This is a genomic window from Acinetobacter soli (assembly GCF_000760595.1).
Taxonomy (GTDB): Bacteria; Pseudomonadota; Gammaproteobacteria; order Pseudomonadales; family Moraxellaceae; genus Acinetobacter; species Acinetobacter soli.
Map to the genome: position 1 here is coordinate 55,685 of NZ_BBNM01000010.1, position 20,653 is coordinate 76,337.

Sequence of the window (20,653 nt, forward strand, 5' to 3'; positions counted from 1 at the left end):
GGGGGGCTGGGTACCAAATCAACTTATATTTTGAGAGAGCAACACATGAGTTTGCAAAATAAATTTAATACATTTAATCAACGAATCTATCTAACTCGTCATGATGATGAGTATACGAATGCTCGTGAGAAAGATGACAGTATTACAGCTGCAATCAAAGCGAAGTTTAAAGAAAAGGGATATCCAGTTATCGATAACTTTGTTCAAGGCTCACTTGCTACTTTCACCACCATTAAAGAATCAGGAAAGGACTTTGATATCGATAGAGCCATAGTTATTGACTATGAAGATTCACCTTCTGATCCATTAATCCCAAAGAAAGTGATATTAGAAATTCTTGAGGATCGAGGATTTCAAAATGCTAAAATCAAAAAACCTTGTGTTACTGCTGATTATAAATTTAAGAATCTACATATCGATATCCCAGTGTATAGGAAGAACTCTTGGGGAGGATATGAATTGGCAGTGGGGAAAAAGGACTCAGCTGATGAAAATAAAATTTGGGCAGAATCCTCGCCAAAAGAACTTATTGACTGGGTCAATGACTCATCTCAATTTGGCGTATATGCAACAGAAAAACTGCATCAATTTCGCAGATTGGTAAGGTACCTCAAACGTTGGAGAAACCTGAAGTTTAGTCCTGATGTATGCAGAAAGATCTATTCAATAGGTCTAACAGTAATGATTAAACAGCACTTTAAACCAAGTATTGATGAAGACGGATTTCCAAATGATTTACTAGCACTAAAAGCTACAGTTGATTCAATTCTTGATTGGTCTGGTTATTTTCAATGGCACTCTGATGATCAATGGAAAGTAAAGGTTAAACTCCCAGTTCATCCTTTTAGAGATATTTTTCATGGTAGTAGCCTGAATACGGGCACTAGATTTAGAAATCAATTAACTAATTTACGATCAACATTGCAAGATGTAATTGATGCATCAGATGAAGCTGAACAATGCTCTTTACTGGTCAAAGTATTTGGTGATGACTTTCCAAATAATGTAAATACCAACAGTGCAAGCACGGCTCAAAAAGTGCAATTTGCTACCTCTGGAGCTGTAGGGACATCTCAAGGCGCATGAACTACTCTTCAATCATTAATCATCTGGCAAACCGCGGATACCAAGTATCCGCAACCGAGTTCTGTTTGTTTCCAGCTCTGAGTATCGAATGTTCCGTTGCCGGTTACGATATCACCTTACTCCACCTGAAAAGTGAAGAGCTTACGGGCATGCCTTCATTTTTTCTAAAGCATCCCAATAAGTATGGACGTATCGCCCATACCCTTGAGGATAAAACTTTTAATGTGGCCTCAATATGTGTAAATGTTCCAGATTCTGTCTCAATCAATTTTGAAGTACCCGAACTTGTATTTGAAGAGTCACTAAAAAGACATATTTCACTATTAGAAGATTGTTTATCTGATCCTAAATGGAATGAAGATGAGTTATTACGTGAATTCTTAGCGGGATGGAATCATATTCAAGACCAAAAATATGAGGACTTCTTATGCTTATCTGATAAAGGAGAGTTTGAACTTCTTAATATTCTTCCTCCTCAAAAAGATATTAAATATGGACTCAACTCCTGTCATTTCGGCATTCCCCAAGAATTTAAACAAAAGCCTGATTTTTCAGTAATTAATGATCACATTATTAATCGCGGTAAACCTAACGGTCATGGTTGTATTGTCCCTTTACAAAAGTTAATCCCTGCTCCATGGCAGAGTGCAGATTTAAAAGATTGGTATCTTCAAATCCTCAATTTTATTTCTCCTGATGTATTCGATTCTTTAAATCGCACTCTCGGACAAACCCGTGCCCATTCTTTTTGGCTTGTTTTTAATGCTGACACACTATCCGGTATAACTTGGTTTGGCATTCATTTTCATTTAAAAAACAGTATTAAAAGTAAAAAAGGTCTACCTCTTAATTCTAAGCACTTAGAGTTCTGGGAACTCAAGGCAATGAATGTACGTTTATTCAATAAAGAACGAGTAATGCCAAGAAGTGGAGCTATTCAAGAACTACAAAACAAAAAAGTTTTGCTTATAGGTTGCGGTTCAGTTGGTAGCCAAATTGCTCATCAACTTGCATCAACAGGTATTGGTCATTTAACCCTTTCAGACTCTGACTCATTTTCCCTAGATAATTTATATCGTCATAGCCTCCCAGCTTCTTATATTAGCTGGCCGAAAACTTGGGGTCTAAAATCAGAATTGACCAAGAAGTATCCTTGGTTAAATGTCGAATTTATGTTTTCAGAACTCTTAAGTCTGAGATCTGAAAATATATTAAATACTTTTGATCTAATCATTATTGCAATCGGCTCACCTACACAAGAACGAATTTTCCATGATTACTGTGTTAAGAACTCAATTGAAACTGCAGTTATAAATACTTGGGTAGAGGGTTATGGGATTGGAGGACATGCTGTAGTAGATATTCCAGATTCAAAGGGATGTCTAAGATGTGCGTATGTTGATCCACTTAACTTTTCACGTGGTCTATCTTCTAATCTTAACTTTTTAAAACCAAATCAAAAACTTACAAAAAATCTAGCAGGTTGTGGAAATGCATTCTTACCTTATAGCAACTTAAGTGCATTACAAACTGCTCTTATTACTTCTAATTTAGCAATCAAGTTTTTAATGGGCCAATTACATAGCTCTTCAAAAATGAGCTGGAAAGGTAGTGATTTTGATGTCGTCCAAGCTGGTTTCCAGGTAACTGATCGATATACACAGTTTTCAAAATCATTAGAAATTCTCCCTCTTCTAAATAGCGGGTGTGATCTTTGCAATGATTGAAAATTATTATTTGCTCCACTCTAAACAGTTTGAACTCTATATTTCCCATGAAGTTATTCAAACATGGATGAGATATAAGCAACTTGATAGAAAAGATCTAGAAGCATGTGGTGTTCTAATTGGTAATCAGAGTTCCTCTAATCCTAATCAATACTGGATTGAAGACTTAACTGAGCCTATGCCAAAAGATTGCAGATCTACGCATAGGTTCACCTTAAAAGATCCGGGACATCAAAAGAAAGTGGATTCGGCATTTTCAAAATCAAACGGAACCTCGGTTTATTTAGGAACTTGGCATAGCCACCCGCAAGACATCCCAACTCCGTCACATATTGATTATGCAGACTGGAAAAGTTGCATTTTGAGGAATCCTGACCGCCAGCTTTTTTTTGCCATAGTGGGCATTCAAGCAATACGAATTTTCTTTTACTCCTCCCTTCAAGGGTGGAATCAAGCAGAAATCAATAATCATCAAGTACGGTAAGGACTATAAGAATGACTGAAGTTACTTTTACTGAAACACTTGTACAAACGGTAAATCCTCCATTTGATTCACTAAAGACTGCACAAGAGTTTACAACTACAATTCAAGATTTCATTACATGGGATACAGTCGGTCTACTTATTGATGAAAGTGGTCAAAACTTAGTTGTTTTATTATTAGAAAATGATGCTGTAATCAGTTCCCTAAGAGCTAACCTGTATGAGACTGATCTACTTCAATTCATATTAGAACTATCTAATAAACAAACCAAAAAAATTATTCTGCATGCTTGGCAAGGTCATACAGTAAATTGTTCTCATTTAAGCGATTTAAAAAAACTTGAGCATATTTGGCATAATAAAAGCGCTTATCAAGCTACAGAATTTATTAAAGTAATTGAAATTAAAAAATTCATCAAAAGCTATTTTAAGCCAGTAAAAAAAATTGGACGAGGTAATCCGTTTACTGCCGAGACAAAGCGACTGGTCATGCAAGATAGTCATGGACGCTGCATGTTCACTGGATGCGGTGATCGACTAGATATCGAACAACTTACAGGCATGAAGGGTAATATAGGATACCTGGCTCATAATGTAGCCTCTTCAGAAAGAGGTGAAAGAGGAATTCCGTACCTTTCCGACATACTTTCCGATGACCCGGCAAACGTACTACTCTTGTGTGATAAACATCACCGATTAATTGATAAAATTGCAGCAAGTGATTACTCAGCACAACAACTGAGCGAAATGAGAAAATCCTATTGTGATTTAGCTAATACTTTACTTGACGCCCTAGCATTCAGCCCAATTCCTGTATATTCAATTTTATGGTCTGTAAATAGTAATGCTGTTGGTCATCCAGAACCAAAAGAGATTGCTTCATGTTTATCACTCTTACAACATCGGATGGATGGCTACCTTCAAAGGTTATGTGATAGTAATACGTTATATATGAAAAATCCTGACCAGTTTTCAAAACAACTCGTCATGATTATCCAGAATGAAGCTGACAAGATTATCCAACAGACAAGTTTAAATGGACATTGTGCTGCAATCTTCGCATTTGGCCCAATGCCTGCATTAATTGGCTTAGGTGCTTTATTAGGTAATAAAGGAAAGTTTCTCCCAATGCTGCGCGATAGAGAAGCAAATAAATGGGGTTGGCCAAACGCTTCAGCTGCGGATCGATCTTATGAAACTATTGGAATTGAAACCCTTCAAAAAGGTCCCGATGTAGTTTTATGCGTAAATTTCACGGCTATTATTGATAAAATTAAAAATAAAGCTCTTGAGCTAAAAACTGAATTGAATGCTGATATTGTTGAAATTAATGCACTTGAAGCATATTTAGGAAGTAAGGCTGTTCCACATCCGCATAATATTTCAAAATTCACTACTGAACTTCAGAAGCTTTTTCATCTATTAAAAGATAAACATGGCGTAAAGAGAGTGCATCTTTTAATTGCAGCTCCAAATGCAGCCTGTATAGCTTTAGGGCAAGCCATTGATTTACATCACCCAGATATCATTATCTATGACTTCGCACAAGATACTATGCTCCCTAATCTAATTATTAGAAATGATTCCCGTGGTAATCATTTAGAACTTCCATAAATAATTATTTTACAAACTTATTTTTAATATTTTAAAAATGGGATAGACCTTATGCCTAATACTTCTACAGATCAAAATACAAATCCTTCTGATGAGAATAATGTAAATAAATTATGGGAAATTCTTAAACCATACAAAGATAAATATTTACAAGTTTGGTGGTATGGAGGGATGGCAAAAGGAAAAAGGCCTGGAGACCAGCCACAGGTCCATGTCTTATTCAGAGAGGTTTTAGAAGATTTCAGTCCCACTAATAACTTTATTCCAATTACAACCAATATCACGGATATTGTATCTTGGAGAGTTGATTCAATTTGGCATCAACAACGAAAGATTGATTCTTTAAACAAGGATATCTATGAATTTGTTATTGATCATACCGATTTCGAATTAAAATTTTTAAAAATATATGAGAATGCCGATGAGAAGAAGAAAATTAACTTTTTCAAAAATCGAGAAGAATGTGCAATAGTAGATTCAAAATCGAAAAAAAATTGTATATCTTTCAAATTGAATCACCCTGAATTTAATGAACTTTTAATACCATGTCTAGAATTTCTCACTAGAGCTTATGGCTTATCAACTGAGCTCATTCGAATACTTACTACTTATAATGAGAATGAACGCGAATCCCGATTATACACTCCCCACATAGGTGAGAAGGGTCTGTGGACTGTACTTCTCGGAGATGGTATTACCCGAGCAGACCATGTTTTTGTTGCATATTATAAATATACTGAAATCGCTAAGAAGGCTTCACGTATTTTATTTAGTAGTATTGTTAAAAATTCTGATTTTAAACAAGCGAATATCTTTCCAGAAGTTGTTCCTTGGCATACTGAAACCTTACCGATCAGGGTGTCGGGATTCCACTTAGCTGGAACAAAAACATTTGTTGTGACAAGAATCAGAGGTATGAAACCCCCAAAGAATGACCATATTAGAATAATTCCTAAAGTTACTGAACGCATTAATACCACCACAGACACTGATCACCCCAATCCACCTTTACCTCAATTAGGTAGTGGTGACATCAATGTTTCCACAAATCTAGGTGGTCGACGTCCACCATCAGACCATGAATTAATAGAAGATGATTTTGAATGGATAGATGGCGGTCCTGCTAATGAATTAAGCAAATACAAATATGTAAAGCAGGTTAAACGCCCAAAACGTAAAAAGAAATTCATAGAAACACAAACCATTGGGACGGGAGCTCCTGACAATTCACCCGAGGTATTAAATACCCAAATACTGCCATCGACAAATAATTCAAAAGAGTTTCAAGCCCCTGTAGATGGCAGAATCATTGGATTATGGAAAGCTTGTGTAAAAGCAATGGAAGTTAATCCACATTTAATTCAACAAGTGAGCTACTACACATTTGAAAAGGGATTTAATTATTCAGAACTCCCGATGTTGATCGGTTTTTTTACAGAATCTGAAGTACAAGTTCACAAAACCTGGTGCTATGCAAATTCATTAAAAACCCAGATAAGAGGAGCTTTAATTATCAGATTAACTTTATCTCAATTAGAACCTGTTTATATTTTTGATATACAGCCCGCCACATATACTTCTACTATACAAGGTGAAACTCTGACAAAAGAAAGAGGACATGCCGGTTTAGTTTTCCAAATGAAACAGGAAAAAGATCTTGAACAGTTTATTTCTGATTTAATGTATCTTCTGCCTCTTCATGAAGGTTCATACTCGCCCTCAGTGTTCCAAAGCTTGCTGGTCACTCAGATATTCTTATTTCGACATTCAAATACAAAAGGGCTCACTGAAGGTGAGTCAACTTTATTGAATGCTTTAAGAAAGATAGGAATTGATAAAATAACGTTTAAGAATTAACTGGAGTTTTTCAAACTGCCGTATGTATATGATAAATCAACTTAATTATGAGTACTTTCTAAAAAAATTCAATAAATTCTTTTAAGCACAGGAGATTTAATATGAATTAAAATCAAGCTAAATTTTTCAACACACCACACTTATCTACTGTACATAACCCATCACAAGTCTTTCTTATTTCTAATAGCTGCTGTATGAGTTTCTGCTGATTCCGAATATTTTCCTCTACATCGTTAATATGTGAATCGATAAGCTCATTAACATCAGAACAATTTAGATTAGGCAGATCCTTATAATTTAGTAATTTTTTAATTTCAGTTAAGTTCATATTCAAAGAACGGCAATTCACAATAAATTTCAACCGATCAATGTAATCTTCAGTATATAGTCTATAGTTACCTTGAGTTCGATCAGGTTTCGGGATTAAACCTTCTTTTTCATAAAACCGTATTGTCAGTACTGAGCACGACGTTTTTTCAGAGAGCTCGCCTATCTTCATAAACATTATGAAATACTCAAAATCCAACTTGACTCTATAGTAGCTATAGAGATTTTAATATGCAATAAGTAAAGATATGACTATGGGCACATCAATGAGTGGTTGCGGTTGTAATAAAGAAAGTTCTTGTGAAGACACTAATCAAAATGAATCAGAAACAAATTCTGGTAACAATAAAGATTTAACTACTGAAGAAAGTAAAAGCTCTTGTTTTGGTAATGAAGAAGTACCTAAACAATCTAAAACAGATGAAAAAGATTCTTGTGCTAGTACTCAGCCATGTTCTACGCAGTCAAACTCATGTTGTGGCCCAAATTCGATAAGTTCATCTGAGACAGTTAGTGATAATGAGGGTGTGGCGACTTTCATCAGTAACTATAACATCCCTAAAATGGATTGTTCCGCAGAGGAACAAATGGTTCGGATGGCTTTATCTTCTTTGGTAAATGTTAAGAGGCTAGTTTTTGATTTGCCGAATCGAAACCTAAAAGTTATACATAATGGTGAAAGTAATGAAATCACTGCAAGACTTGAAGCTCTTGGGTTTGGAGCAAAATTAAATAAAACTGAAGCCGATGTAAATAAAGAGCATGCAAAAGAAGTCAGTACGTTTCTGATTCCGAAAATGGATTGCTCTGCTGAGGAGCAAATGGTTCGAATGGCACTATCTTCAGTGAATGAAGTCAAAGGTCTGACATTTGATTTACCTAATAGGAAATTAAAAGTTTTTCATAATGATGGTCTTAATGAAATTACTAGCAAACTTGAGGCCCTTGGTTTTGGTGCCAAACTAGAAAGTACTGTTACATCTGTCGGTGAAATTCCGGAAAAAGCAGATACATCTGAACAAGCAAAAGTTTTAAAGATTCTTTTAGCAATTAATGCTGCACTTTTCGTTATTGAGTTTATTAGTGGCCTAATTGCAGCATCTACTGGGTTAATCGCAGACTCTCTTGATATGTTTGCAGATGCTGCTGTGTATGGTATTGCACTTTACGCTGTAGGGAAAGCTGCAAAGTACCAGGTTAAAGCAGCTCACTTTGCGGGTTGGATTCAATTATTCCTCGCTATAACTGTAATTGTCGATGTAATTAGACGTTTTATATTGGGTAGTGAGCCTGAATCTTTATTAATGATTGTAATTGGCTTTTTAGCATTGATAGCGAATGTCGCCTGTCTTTACCTAATCTCTGGACATAAAGATGGTGGAGCACATATGAAAGCAAGCTGGATTTTCTCAGCTAATGATGTGATTGTGAATCTAGGTGTAATTATTGCTGGCTTCCTTGTTGCTCTGACAGGTTCCGCATATCCAGATCTGGTTATAGGAATAATTGTTTCACTTTTCGTACTTAACGGTGCTCGAAAGATTTTGGCATTTAAATAAGAGTCGTAAAAATGAATTTATTCCAAGTTAAACCAAATGAATTTGTCAAAATTGTTGACCTAAAAAAAGGTAATCAATATTCAGATACAAATGATCCAGTTCTCGAACGACTTGAATTATTAGGTTTCAGAATTGGTGAAACTTTACAAGTTCTAGCTAAGGGGCTTTTCGGTGGTGATCCAGTATTGGTTCAAATTGAAACTTCTCGATTTGCGTTAAGAAAGAATGAAGCTGAACGAATTTTTGTAGAGATTGTTTCAAATGAACAGTAAAAATATTGCACTTATTGGTAACCCAAATTGTGGAAAAACATCTCTCTTTAATACTTTAACAGGTACTCGTCAAAAAGTAGCTAATTATGCGGGTGTTACTGTTGAGCGGAAAGAAGGTTTCTTTAAACTACCATCTGGTGAATCAGTTAGAGTTTTAGACTTGCCTGGCACATATAGTTTGAAACCTACGAGTCTAGATGAAGAGGTAACAAGAGCTGTATGCTTAGGTGAGCTGGAGGGTGAGGTTTTACCTGATATATATGTATGTGTGGTTGATGCCACAAATTTACATTTACATTTAAGCCTTGTACTTGAAATAAGGGCATTGAATCGACCAATGCTTCTTGTTTTAAATATGATGGATGAAGTCAAAAAACGTGGTATTTCGATAGATATTAATAAGCTATCAGAATTATTGGGTATCCCAGTTATTGAGGCTGTTGCTGTTAAAACTAAAGGCGTGCAGGATCTATTAAATCAATTAGATAAAAAAAATCTATTTGTAACTCCTTATCATTCTGATCTGAATCATTTTGATCAGATTAAAAATATTACTAAACAAGTAATTTTAAAAAATGATAACGGTGATGCAAGAACAGCCTTCTTGGATAAAATTTTCTTACACCCTGTACTTGGTTTAGTCATCCTAACGTTTACCATGTTTGTCATGTTCCAAGCTGTATTTATCTGGGCACAACCTTTTATCTCATTAATTGAGAATTCAATTACATGGTTAGGTGATACAATTGGGCCGCTCATTACTCATCCCTTACTTAGAAGTCTTATTGTTGATGGCGTGATCGCTGGATCAGGTAGTGTTTTGGCTTATATGCCGCAAATCCTTATTCTATTCTTCTTTATTTTAATTTTAGAAGAATCAGGTTATTTACCACGGGCAGCATTTCTTCTAGATAAGTTGATGTCTAAAGCCGGTTTAAGTGGACGTTCCTTTATTCCATTATTATCTAGTTTTGCCTGTGCAATTCCAGGTGTCATGGCAACACGAAGCATTAGTTCGGAAAGAGATCGTCTAGCAACTATTATGATTGCACCATTAATGACTTGTTCTGCAAGATTACCTGTTTATGCTTTACTTATTGCGGCATTCATTCCAAACAAATTAGTTTATGGTTGGTTGAGTCTACAAGGTTTAGTTCTTTTTGGACTATATATGGCTGGCATTGTTTCAGCACTATGTGTTTCTTTATTTTTGAAACTAGTTAGAAAAGATAAAACAGAAAGTATTTTTATCTTTGAGTTGCCTACTTACCGATTACCAGATATTCGAAATGTTGCATTAGGACTTTATGATCGAGCTACGATCTTTTTAAAAAGGGTTGGTGGCATTATCGTAGCATTATCAATACTGCTTTGGGTTTTAGTGACATTCCCTCAACCTCCTGAGCATGCAACAATGCCTGCTATCAACTATAGTTTAGCTGGGCAACTTGGACACTTTATTCATCCTATATTTGCCCCAATTGGCTTTACATGGGAAATCTGTATCGCGTTAATTCCTGCTATGGCAGCACGTGAAGTTGTAATTGCAGCTTTAGGTGTGATTTATGCAATGTCTGGTGATGAAGATACTGTAACTCAAACATTGCTTAGTCAAATTTCGGGACCTGATGGATGGGGGCTAGCAACAGGGATGTCGCTCTTGGTCTGGTATATTTTTGCCCCCCATTGTCTTGCGACACTAGCAACTATTCGACGTGAAACAGGTAGTTGGAAGCAACCAGTTATCATGGCGACATATTTATTCGCACTTGCATATTTCTTCTCATTCATCACATATCAGCTTATTAGTAGACTTTAATCAAAACAAGAATCTTTTATAAAGACAAATGGATGCCTTCGCATCCATTCGTCTTTTAAGTATCAAACCAATTATGAGCTTTTTTTCACAGCAACAATAATCTGATTCTCACTCTCTGTTTTTAATTCAAAGTCAACTTTATCCCCTACAGTTAAACCATTTAATAAGGATGGGTCAGCAACTTTAAAGCCCATCTTCATTGCTGGCCAATTAATCGCAGGAATTGCTTCATGGTCGAGTGTTAAAATATTTTCTTTCGTATCAATAGCAGTAATCACCCCAACGGCTTGAGCCGTTGTAGCGGTAGAAGACTCCTTATTCATCTGCTCCATAGGTGCGTCTGCTTTCTTCTGCTCTGATGCTTCATTTTTACTACATGCGCTTAATGCAGCAATAGTGGTAACAAGAGCAATAATTTTCATGAATTTCAACATAATAAAACCTCTTTAGACGAAATAATAAAACGATCAATGTGTTGATAGTTTTCTTTTGATTAAAAGCTGATATGCAGCTGGGATAACAAACATTGACAGTAGAGGAGCTGAAATCATACCCCCAACCATAGGTAAAGCAATACGGCTCATCAATTCAGAACCTGTCCCAGTCCCTAAAAGTATAGGAATTAAGCCTGCCAAAATGACGGCAACCGTCATGGCTTTAGGACGAACGCGTAGTACAGCTCCTGTTCGGATTGCCTCATTGAGTTGTTGCTCCGTTAAGGGTGCCGTTGAAGAAGATAGGTTTTGCTGTGCATGTTCAACTGCTTGCTTCAAATAGAACAACATGACTACACCAAACTCAGCAGCAACACCTGCAAGTGCGATAAAACCAACTGCAATCGCAACTGAAAAGTGAAAACCGCTCAAATACATGGCCCATATACCACCAATCAAAGCAAAAGGTAGCGTTGCCATAATCAGAACCGCATCTTGTACTTGTCTAAAAATCAAATAGAGCAGTAGAAAAATAATCATCAATGTAATTGGAATGACGACTTTTAAACGCGCATTAGCACGTTCCATAAACTCAAACTGCCCTGAATAGCTAATGCTCATGGCAGAGGAGCGTTTTACTTTTTGATCAATAGATTGCTTCAAATCTTGCACAACCGAAGCTAAGTCACGTCCCTGTACGTCTACATAAACCCAACCGCTTGGGCGAGCATTCTCACTTTTTAGCATTGGAGGGCCATCTGTAATTTGAATATTGGCAACACTACTTAATACAATTTGTTGTCCAGATTCAGTTACAATCGGTAAATTTCTCAAAGCTTCCAGTGAGTCTCGAATCTCTCGTGGATAACGTACATTAATAGGAAATCTTGCTAATGCCTCAACAGTTTCTCCAATATTTTCCCCACCAATCGCAGATGATACAATTTGCTGTACATCGTTGATATTGAGGCCATATCGTGCAGCCTGCATACGGTTAATATCGACATCAACATATCGACCACCTGTGAGTCGTTCAGCTAAAGCCGAGCTAACACCGGGTACCTGTTTAGCCACTTGTTCAATTTGCTGTGCTACCCGATCAATATCTTGCAGATCATTTGCTGAAATCTTAATCCCGATTGGGCTTTTCACCCCAGTTGCCAACATATCAATCCGGTTACGAATAGGTGGCACCCAAATATTCGTTAAACCCGGTACTTGAACAGCCTTATCCAATTCTTTGATCAACTTGTCAGGTGTCATACCTGAGCGCCATTCAGATCGTGGTTTGAACTGAATCGTGGTTTCAAACATTTCTAAAGGCGCAGGATCTGTTGCTGACTCAGCTCTCCCTGCTTTACCAAATACTGTCGCAACTTCTGGAACCGTTTTAATCATTCGATCTGTTTGCTGTAACAGTTCTGAGGCCTTGGCTGCGGACAATCCTGGTAAAGCTGAAGGCATATACAGTAAATCACCTTCATCCATATTCGGTAGAAACTCTCCACCTAATCGCGTTAAAGGAAAAAGACTAATAAGGAAAATTAGCAACGCACCAAATAAAGTGGTCTTTGGATGAGTTAAAACCTGATCCAACATAGGTCGGTATATTTTGATGAGGAAACGGTTCAATGGATTACGCTGTTCTGAAGGTAATTTCCCGCGGATCCAATAACCCATTAAAACAGGAATCAGGGTAATGGATAAACCAGCTGCCGCTGCCATGGCATAGGTTTTGGTAAACGCCAGAGGCGAGAACAAACGTCCTTCTTGTGCCTGTAAAGTAAAAATAGGAATAAAAGATAAGGTAATGATAAGTAAGCAAAAAAATAAAGCAGGACCAACTTCACTGGCGGAATGGGCAATAATATTCCAGCGTGCTTGAGTTTCTAATACTTGATTGGGATGTTCATGCTGCCAAGTCTCTATATGCTTATGTGCATTTTCAACCATCACAACCGCTGCATCAACCATAGCACCAATAGCAATGGCAATCCCCCCCAATGACATGATATTGGCATTTAGGCCCTGATAGTACATGACTAAGAAAGCCGACAAAATCCCAAGTGGTAAAGAAACAATAGCTACCATTGCTGATCGTAAATGCCAGAGGAAAAGTCCACAGACTAAAGCCACGACAATAAATTCTTCAATTAATTTATGACTGAGATTCTCGACTGCCCGATCAATCAGTTTACTGCGATCATATACAGGAACAACTTGCACTCCTTTAGGTAAACTTTGTTGCAATTCAGCCAGTTTTGCTTTCACAGCAGTAATCGTTTCACGTGCATTCTTACCGGCCCGTAAAATCACAACACCGCCAACAGTTTCACCTTGTCCATTCAGCTCAGTGATACCACGACGCATTTCCGGTCCGAGTTGAATAGTTGCAACATCGCCTAAAGTAACAGGAATCCCAAAACTATTTGTTTTTATCGGGATCTGTCGAAAATCTTCTAATGTCTTTAAATAACCAGAAGCTCGTACCATATATTCAGTTTCAGCCATCTCCAGAACTGAACCACCGGTTTCTTGATTGGCCTTTTGAATCGCTTCAATGACATTGTTTTGAGTAATTCCTAAGGCGGCCATTTTACTTGGATCTAAAACAACCTGATATTGCTTCACCATTCCCCCAATCGTAGCAACTTCAGCCACATTGGGTAATGTCTTTAGTTCATACTTTAAAAACCAGTCTTGTATGCTTCTCAGTTGTGAAAGGTCATGTTGTCCTGTTGGATCAACTAACGCATATTCATAAACCCAGCCAACGCCTGTGGCATCTGGCCCTAATGAAGATTTCGCATTTGCAGGCATTTTTCCCTGAATCTGGTTTAGATATTCCAATACACGCGAACGGGCCCAATAAAGATCGGTATGTTCATCAAAAATGACATATACAAATGAATCACCAAAAAAAGAATAACCACGAACCGTTTTAACACCGGGCACTGATAACATGGTTGTTGTTAAAGGGTACGTCACCTGATTTTCAACAATTTGTGGTGCCTGACCTGGGTAATTAGTTCTGACAATCACTTGTACATCAGATAAATCCGGTAAAGCATCAACCGGAGTATTTTTTACAGCCCAAACACCCCAAGCTGCCAGAATTAAAGCTGCCAATAAGACAAATACACGATTCAAAATTGAAAAACGAATAATACGGGCGATCATAATAGTTCTCCCGTTAGTTCTTCATAGATGCCATAGACATCTTTGAAATGTCAGAAATGACATAAGAATTTCCAACTTTTGTAAAACTAAAGTTGACCTGGTCACCTTGCTGAATTCGGATAAATGGTTGTACTGGCTGTTTAAAGATCATGGTCATAGCACCCCAGCCCAACTCAGGAATAGCTTGGTGTGAAATGGTAATATCTTGATTTGTGACTTTTTCAACTTTACCAAGACCTTGATATGTTGACCTCTTAATCGTTTGAGATGATGTAATTGGTTGCCCAGTGTTGAGCTTATCCAATATGCCTTGCAAATTTGCTTCAGAATCAATCAGAAATTGTCCTGAAATCACTACTCTCTGACCAGCTTTCAACCCTTGTAGGACTGCAATTTTATTGCCATCACTTTGCCCTAACTGTACAACAACTGGTTCAAAACGCCCTTGCTCACGCCCTACAATGACAACATTCCGAGTACCTGTCCGTATAACAGCTTGCTCTGGTACAACCAAACTGCTTTGGGGATTATTTATTATATTGACAGAAGCAAACATCCCTGGCTTAAGTTGACCACTAGGATTTGGTAATTCAATCCGAACTTTAATAGTTCTTGATGTTGTATCTAAGGTAGGCAAAATGTCGATAACTTTGCCAGTTACTTTTTGAGAAAAAGCAGCAAAATTGGCTTCTACACTCATACCTCGTTTGATTCCAGCAATTTGTTTTTCAGGAACGGCTGCCTCTAGCCAAATCGGGTTGATACCTTTAATTGTGGCCAAGGTTTGTCCCATAGCCAAAGCCATACCATTGCGGACTTCTAGTGAATCAATAAATCCACTAATGGGAGCTTGCAAAGTTATATTAGATTGCACTCGACGAGTTCGCTCAACTTGATGAATCACATTTTGTGGTATTCCTAAAAGCTGCAAACGTTGACGGCTTGCTTGAATAAGGGAACGATCTCCAGTACGGAGCACAGCTAAAAATTCAGTTTGCTCTCCAGTCCATTCGGGTATTGAAATATCAGCTATAGGGCTTCCTTCGGTCACCATATCTCCAACAGCATGCCCATACACTCGCTGAACAAAGCCACTTGCTCTAGTTTGTAAAATAGCTGTTTGCCGTTCATTTGCTTGTAATATGCCATTAGTAAACATGGCATTTCCAATTACAGCCTGTTCAACAGTGCCGTAACGGATGGCTAAATTTTGTTGAAGAGATGGATCTATTTTGACTGTAGGACGACTTTCATCCGTCATCGCAGTATTTTCGTCTGCATATTTAGGTACCAGTTGCATGTCCATAAATGGAGACTTACCTGGCTTATCAAAATGCTGTTCAGGCTTCATTGGGTCGTACCAATACAACACTTTGGCATCCTGTTGCTGACCCGCTAAAGTAGATTGAGGATTGTCTTTCTGATGTGCTATCCAATATCCAGCACCACCACCTGCAACCAAACTAATTGTGGCAACTCCTATGACAGTCACTGCCAATTTATTTCTTAACATTATGGCTGCTCCTCAACATAGTTTAAGGTTGGTTCTTCAAAGGCAAAATAAAGTTGGGCTTTAGTCACAGCCTGTTGTTGTTGGAGATCAATGAGACGCAAACGTTGTTCTAAAAGAGATTGTCGGGCAGTAATAACATCAGACAAATTGCTTTTACCAGCTTGGTAGCTTGCCAACTGTAAACCCACTTTTTGTTTAGCGAGTGGAATACTTATTTGCATTGCACGTCTAATTTGCTGATCAAGCGCATCAAGATCAGATAACCCATCATCCAGCATGGTGAGATGTTCACGGTATTGAACTTCTTGATCGGCAATGATCCGGTTTTGTTCGGCTAAAGCTGCCTGAACGAGCGGCCCACTACGTCTTTTTGAAAATACTGGAAGCTCTGTTGTGAGTTGAACCCCGATCATATCGCCAAATTCGCGTGCTCGATGCTGATAAGCAAGCTCAATCCCCCAATCTGGTTTCTGTAAAGCCTGAGCTTGCTTCAGTTTTGCTTCAGCAGTTTTCTTTTCTGCCTGAAATGCTTTTAATTCAGGATGTTGATGCAAATGATGATATAACTTTGATGAATCAAGATGGATGGATGGAGCTTGGTCAGGTAAGGTTTCAATTTGAGTAAGGTTTTCGGTAGGCTCTGCACTGATCAAGCGATGCAACTCTAGCTTGGCTTTATTTAAATCACGAAGCAAATCATCCTTCTGGTCAAGCAATACCGTGGCTTCTTGTTTTGGATCAAGTGCATCAGCAACCATTGTCCGACCAGAGGTGACCTGTGTTTGGGTCATCTGAGAAAGTAATCGATTCTCTGAAAACAGTTCATCGTATAGCGCCAATTTACGCTCAAGATAAAAACGTTTAAACCAAGCAGATGCAACTTTTTGACGTAACTCAATACGTAGAATCTCAGTTTGAGCAGTGACTGAACCCAATTCAGCTTTTGCTAACTCGACCTCGGCTTGTCTTTTGGCGCGGTTTGGAAAATCTTGCATAACGCCAATTTTCTGCATGGTCATGCCATCTTGTGTGACTGACCATGACGCATCACCAGATATAGGATAATTCTCCAAACCGACAAATAATTTAGGGTTGGGTAAAATACCTGAAGCTAAAACTACATTCTCAGCCCCTTCAATTTGGGCACTATTTACTCTTAAAGTTGGAGCATATTGCTCAGCAAGCTTCAAAGCTGTATCCAAAGTCAGTGGCTGGGCATAGACTTGACCATAGACTAGAGAAAAACAGATCACACCTATCGGCCATCTCACCCTGCGAGATAGCTTTTCTTTATAAAATTTCATATTTTTAGCTCTAAAATGATATACACGCGCACGCGCAGAACATCCATAAAAAATGCTATGAATGACGATGAATCATCAAATTAGTTAGAGCGTGGGGGTTTCCAGAGAACTGAAGGAAAAGGAGCAGGAAGGTTTTGATCCAGAGAATAAAAAGCCGATCGCTCTATAGGAGGGAACACCTTTGCGTACAGAAATTCTTGTGGAGAAGGGGTATACGCAATCTTGGCAAAAGACATAATGCACTCCTGCTCAGACATACAGGATGGATCATGTAAAGATTTTTTGGCCTTTGTCTCTATTTTCATACAATCAGTGTGCATTGTATCCTGATTTTGAGATGCTTCCATTGGTATAGGTTGCATCTGTTCAGATGGCATTAAACACCGCTTATGTACAGACGAAGCAACAGCAGCCGATCCGACGAACAGGATAGCAAACGATAAAAACAGCGATAGGCATGTCTTTAACCACTGCATAGATTTAGACCCAAATTTAAGCTTTTTTAGTTTTACAGATTCGAAATTAAATAGCAATAATTTCATGAATGATAGCCAAAGCTATCATTCATGATACTAAGTCATATCACCTTAAAAAACTAATTCGATACCTGCACCATATTTCCAACCTTTTTCAGACTCAGTAGCTTCTTGCATAGTGGTAGCTTTTTGTCCTTTTTCATATTGATAAGCCACATCAATAAAAGGCCTGATTCTTTTAGTTATCTCATACCGCGTTTTAATACCAGTTTTTAATTCTGATAAACCTGATTTTGCAGCATAGTTAGAATCATCACTAAATACAGCATCTACTTCTAGGTAAGGTTGGGTAATCAATTTCTGGGTTAACAAGAAATCACGTTCGACTTCAAAACTTGCTCCCCAAAAGTTATTTTCCCCACCATATAAATAAGCTTGGGTTTCAAAGAAATAAGGAGCTAGCCCTAATACCCCAATAACACCATCAACTCGATCGCTGTTGCTGTTATTTTTATCTTCACTGTATCTCACCCCAGCTTGTAAATCCCAAAAAGGTGCTACATTGCGGCTATAAAGTGCTGACACATCATATTTGGGGTCATGGCTTTCTGACTTATCCAAATTCGCTTCAATAAATAGGCGATTTTCATCTGTACCTATTAAAGTTTCAATTTTTGAACCTAAGGCACCTTTACCATCTTCATCCACAGTCCATTCATTCTCAAACTTTGTTGTTTGAAAAATTTGTCCACCATGTTCTTTAAGATGCTTATCATGATTCTGACCATTGGAAATTACAGTTTCAAACCCTGTACTATTATCTCCATCATTACCAGAAGTTGTTTTTTGATAAGTATTCCTTTCAGCATAACCTAACCCACCTGGTTCTTTTAACAGCACTCTCATACTTTCTGATTGAGAGCTATTTACTTGATTTCCGGTAGATGGATCATTGGCAAAGGCAACACTTGTTAATCCTAACAAGGCTAAAGATACAAGTGTTTTAGAATAGAGTTTTTTAGTGGTGTGCATGTTGATTTACCCCCTTATCATTATTAATAGGTTGAGCAACAACATCTTTTGAATCAGAACTATTGCTATCGACATTTGCAACAATAAGCTTATTCATCATCCCAGCAGACATGTGATAGAGTAAATGACAATGGATAGCCCATTCACCTAACTCATCTGCCGTTAATAAGGTTGTAACTGTTTTACCTGGTGGGACAATTACAGTATGTTTATTTGGCATATTACTAGCATCCTGGCCATTTTCTAGTTGCATAAACATGCCATGTAAGTGCATTGGATGAGCCATCATACTGTCGTTCACGAATTTCAAGCGTATACGCTCACCATATTTAACCTTGAATGGTTCAGTTTCATTAAACTTCTTCCCATTAATTGTCCAAATATAGCGCTCCATATTTCCACCTAAACGAATTTCAATTTCACGTTCTGGAGCACGAGTATCTTTTTGGGGCGTTAATGACTGTAAATCACTATATTGAAGTGCTTTTAGACCAGCTGGAGTTGATGCATTCGCCCAACCGTAAACATTTTCACCATTTTTCACTTGTGTTGGTGAGGTCATTGCAGTATTCATTTCCATATTATGTGTCATGCCTTGCATTGAAGACATGTCATGATTCATTCCGGACATTGACTGGTCTTTTGAATTGCCTCCCATTGAAGACATATCGTGATTCATACCTTCCATTGAAGACATGTCATGATTCATTCCGGACATTGACTGGTCTTTTGAATTGCTTCCCTTTGAAGGCATATCGTGATTCATACCTTCCATTGAAGACATGTCATGATTCATTCCGGACATTGACTGGTCTTTTGAATTGCTTCCCATAGAAGACATATCGTGGTTCATACCTTCCATTGAAGACATATCATGCCCCATACCCATATCCTCCATAGTCAATAAAGAACGTGGACGTGGTTTTGGCATCAAAATATTTTTTACAGGTAAGGTATTTTCATTATGTAATGTACCAATAGAAAAACCACTACGATCGATAGATTCAGCCTCTATCTGATAATTTGCCTGTTTTGGTTCTACGATAACATCGTACGTTTCGGCTGTTCCAATTCTAAACTCATCAACTGGTACAGGCTTCACTGGCTGGCCATCTGCACTAACTACTGTCATTTTTAGATTAGGAATTCTTACATCAAAAAAAGACATTGCAGATGCATTAATGAAGCGGAGACGAACTCTTTCTCCTTCTTTAAAATTTCCGGTCCAATTTTGTTCCGGGGTTTTACCATTCATCAAGAACGTATACTTTGTTACATCAGACATATCTGTCTTAAGCATTCGCATCTGATTCCACATAGAGCGATCTTGCCATGTTGCTTTTAAGCCATCTTTTTTAATCTGTTTAAAAACATCAAAAACCGTTTCTCTTCTATTTTGGTAATAATCAGCCTCTTTTTTGAGATTACTCATAATTTGACCACTAGTCGAATTATGAAAGTCAGATAGTAGGACTACGTAATCTCTATCAGCCTTTTCTCCAGCTGATAAAGGTACTTTATTTTTTGGATAAATCACGAGGGGGCCATATAGGCCATCCTGTTCTTGTCCTTTACTGTGTGAGTGATACCAATAAGTACCATTTTGACGGACTTTAAATTTGTATTCATAAGTTTTATTTGGTGCAATACCATCAAACTGATTAAATCCAGGAACACCATCCATGATGCCAGGTAAGATTAAACCATGCCAATGAATAGATGAATCTTGGTTCTTTAACTTGTTATGTACACGAATAACAGCATCATCACCTTCCTCAAACTCAAGAAGAGGTGCAACAAACTTACCATTTACCGTAATTCGCTTTAAAGGCTTACCTGTTATATTCACCGTCTGTTCAGCAATAGTTAAATCATATTCTTTAACCGCGGCCATAACCCAAGTCGACGAAAATAAACCGATTCCTATTAAAAAGACATGACTTAATTTTTTAGACATTTACTTCACCTAT

At 37.7% G+C, this 20,653-nt stretch carries 16 protein-coding genes; 8 read left to right on the plus strand and 8 right to left on the minus strand.

Features of this window, described 5'->3' with window-relative positions:
• Positions 1-45 precede the first annotated feature (45 nt).
• The 5 genes from Aso01_RS12175 to Aso01_RS12195 are packed head-to-tail and all read left to right on the plus strand — an operon-like array spanning position 46 to position 6,767.
• Complete coding sequence (locus tag Aso01_RS12175) at positions 46-1,086, plus strand: nucleotidyltransferase domain-containing protein (RefSeq protein WP_004932208.1); 1,041 nt, start codon at positions 46-48, stop codon at positions 1,084-1,086.
• Entirely contained in the window at positions 1,083-2,813 is a 1,731-nt protein-coding gene (locus Aso01_RS12180; protein WP_004637573.1) for a ThiF family adenylyltransferase, read from the plus strand. The genes Aso01_RS12175 and Aso01_RS12180 overlap by 4 nt, the downstream gene beginning before the upstream one ends.
• Positions 2,806-3,297, plus strand: coding sequence for a Mov34/MPN/PAD-1 family protein (locus Aso01_RS12185; protein WP_004637571.1), 492 nt, complete (start codon positions 2,806-2,808; stop codon positions 3,295-3,297). Before Aso01_RS12180 ends, Aso01_RS12185 begins: the two co-directional genes overlap by 8 nt.
• Before the next feature lie 11 nt (positions 3,298-3,308).
• Positions 3,309-4,910 carry an SAVED domain-containing protein gene (locus Aso01_RS12190; protein ID WP_004932205.1) on the plus strand — a complete coding sequence of 534 codons (1,602 nt, stop codon included), beginning with the start codon at positions 3,309-3,311 and terminating at the stop codon, positions 4,908-4,910.
• A 51-nt stretch (positions 4,911-4,961) separates the two neighbouring features.
• A complete protein-coding gene (locus Aso01_RS12195; RefSeq protein WP_004932202.1) occupies positions 4,962-6,767 on the plus strand; it encodes a hypothetical protein in 1,806 nt (601 codons plus the stop codon).
• Between the two features lie 112 nt (positions 6,768-6,879).
• Here Aso01_RS12195 and cadR read toward each other — a convergent pair whose 3' ends face one another.
• Complete coding sequence (gene cadR / locus Aso01_RS12200; RefSeq protein WP_000480873.1) at positions 6,880-7,272, minus strand: Cd(II)/Pb(II)-responsive transcriptional regulator; 393 nt, start codon at positions 7,270-7,272, stop codon at positions 6,880-6,882.
• 76 nt (positions 7,273-7,348) lie between these two features.
• Between cadR and Aso01_RS12205 the strand changes: the two genes are divergently transcribed.
• The 3 genes from Aso01_RS12205 to feoB are packed head-to-tail and all read left to right on the plus strand — an operon-like array spanning position 7,349 to position 10,744.
• On the plus strand, positions 7,349-8,653 hold the full coding sequence (locus tag Aso01_RS12205) for a cation diffusion facilitator family transporter (protein ID WP_004932199.1): 1,305 nt from the start codon (positions 7,349-7,351) through the stop codon (positions 8,651-8,653).
• 11 nt (positions 8,654-8,664) lie between these two features.
• Positions 8,665-8,925, plus strand: coding sequence for a FeoA family protein (locus Aso01_RS12210; RefSeq protein ID WP_001048220.1), 261 nt, complete (start codon positions 8,665-8,667; stop codon positions 8,923-8,925).
• Positions 8,915-10,744, plus strand: a complete 1,830-nt coding sequence (gene feoB, locus Aso01_RS12215; RefSeq protein WP_001086231.1) for a ferrous iron transporter B — start codon at positions 8,915-8,917, stop codon at positions 10,742-10,744. Before Aso01_RS12210 ends, feoB begins: the two co-directional genes overlap by 11 nt.
• Before the next feature lie 71 nt (positions 10,745-10,815).
• On the opposite strand, the gene Aso01_RS12220 is transcribed toward feoB, so the two are convergent.
• The 7 genes from Aso01_RS12220 to Aso01_RS12250 form a co-directional block, all read right to left on the minus strand.
• A complete protein-coding gene (locus Aso01_RS12220) occupies positions 10,816-11,178 on the minus strand; it encodes a copper-binding protein (RefSeq protein WP_000911301.1) in 363 nt (120 codons plus the stop codon).
• A 33-nt stretch (positions 11,179-11,211) separates the two neighbouring features.
• Positions 11,212-14,358, minus strand: coding sequence for an efflux RND transporter permease subunit (locus Aso01_RS12225; RefSeq protein WP_000561669.1), 3,147 nt, complete (start codon positions 14,356-14,358; stop codon positions 11,212-11,214).
• A gap of 13 nt (positions 14,359-14,371) precedes the next feature.
• Positions 14,372-15,871, minus strand: coding sequence for an efflux RND transporter periplasmic adaptor subunit (locus Aso01_RS12230; protein WP_004932191.1), 1,500 nt, complete (start codon positions 15,869-15,871; stop codon positions 14,372-14,374).
• Positions 15,871-17,175, minus strand: coding sequence for a TolC family protein (locus Aso01_RS12235; RefSeq protein ID WP_000675248.1), 1,305 nt, complete (start codon positions 17,173-17,175; stop codon positions 15,871-15,873). The genes Aso01_RS12230 and Aso01_RS12235 overlap by 1 nt, the downstream gene beginning before the upstream one ends.
• An 80-nt stretch (positions 17,176-17,255) precedes the next feature.
• A complete protein-coding gene (locus tag Aso01_RS12240; RefSeq protein WP_000771461.1) occupies positions 17,256-17,717 on the minus strand; it encodes a hypothetical protein in 462 nt (153 codons plus the stop codon).
• Positions 17,718-17,762: 45 nt separating this feature from the next.
• Positions 17,763-18,683: a copper resistance protein B gene (locus Aso01_RS12245; protein WP_000557535.1), complete on the minus strand. Its 921-nt coding sequence runs from the start codon at positions 18,681-18,683 to the stop codon at positions 17,763-17,765.
• The gene (locus Aso01_RS12250; protein ID WP_000038713.1) at positions 18,670-20,640 is read right to left on the minus strand and encodes a multicopper oxidase domain-containing protein; all 1,971 of its coding nucleotides are present in this window, start codon (positions 20,638-20,640) and stop codon (positions 18,670-18,672) included. The genes Aso01_RS12245 and Aso01_RS12250 overlap by 14 nt, the downstream gene beginning before the upstream one ends.
• Positions 20,641-20,653: the final 13 nt, after the last annotated feature.

Coding starts and splice junctions, on each gene's coding strand:
- Aso01_RS12175 (WP_004932208.1), top strand. CDS start 46: ATGAGTTTGCAAAATAAATTTAATACATTTAATCAACGAATCTATCTA.
- Aso01_RS12180 (WP_004637573.1), top strand. CDS start 1,083: ATGAACTACTCTTCAATCATTAATCATCTGGCAAACCGCGGATACCAA.
- Aso01_RS12185 (WP_004637571.1), top strand. CDS start 2,806: ATGATTGAAAATTATTATTTGCTCCACTCTAAACAGTTTGAACTCTAT.
- Aso01_RS12190 (WP_004932205.1), top strand. CDS start 3,309: ATGACTGAAGTTACTTTTACTGAAACACTTGTACAAACGGTAAATCCT.
- Aso01_RS12195 (WP_004932202.1), top strand. CDS start 4,962: ATGCCTAATACTTCTACAGATCAAAATACAAATCCTTCTGATGAGAAT.
- cadR (WP_000480873.1), bottom strand. CDS start 7,272: ATGTTTATGAAGATAGGCGAGCTCTCTGAAAAAACGTCGTGCTCAGTA.
- Aso01_RS12205 (WP_004932199.1), top strand. CDS start 7,349: ATGGGCACATCAATGAGTGGTTGCGGTTGTAATAAAGAAAGTTCTTGT.
- Aso01_RS12210 (WP_001048220.1), top strand. CDS start 8,665: ATGAATTTATTCCAAGTTAAACCAAATGAATTTGTCAAAATTGTTGAC.
- feoB (WP_001086231.1), top strand. CDS start 8,915: ATGAACAGTAAAAATATTGCACTTATTGGTAACCCAAATTGTGGAAAA.
- Aso01_RS12220 (WP_000911301.1), bottom strand. CDS start 11,178: ATGTTGAAATTCATGAAAATTATTGCTCTTGTTACCACTATTGCTGCA.
- Aso01_RS12225 (WP_000561669.1), bottom strand. CDS start 14,358: ATGATCGCCCGTATTATTCGTTTTTCAATTTTGAATCGTGTATTTGTC.
- Aso01_RS12230 (WP_004932191.1), bottom strand. CDS start 15,871: ATGTTAAGAAATAAATTGGCAGTGACTGTCATAGGAGTTGCCACAATT.
- Aso01_RS12235 (WP_000675248.1), bottom strand. CDS start 17,175: ATGAAATTTTATAAAGAAAAGCTATCTCGCAGGGTGAGATGGCCGATA.
- Aso01_RS12240 (WP_000771461.1), bottom strand. CDS start 17,717: ATGAAATTATTGCTATTTAATTTCGAATCTGTAAAACTAAAAAAGCTT.
- Aso01_RS12245 (WP_000557535.1), bottom strand. CDS start 18,683: ATGCACACCACTAAAAAACTCTATTCTAAAACACTTGTATCTTTAGCC.
- Aso01_RS12250 (WP_000038713.1), bottom strand. CDS start 20,640: ATGTCTAAAAAATTAAGTCATGTCTTTTTAATAGGAATCGGTTTATTT.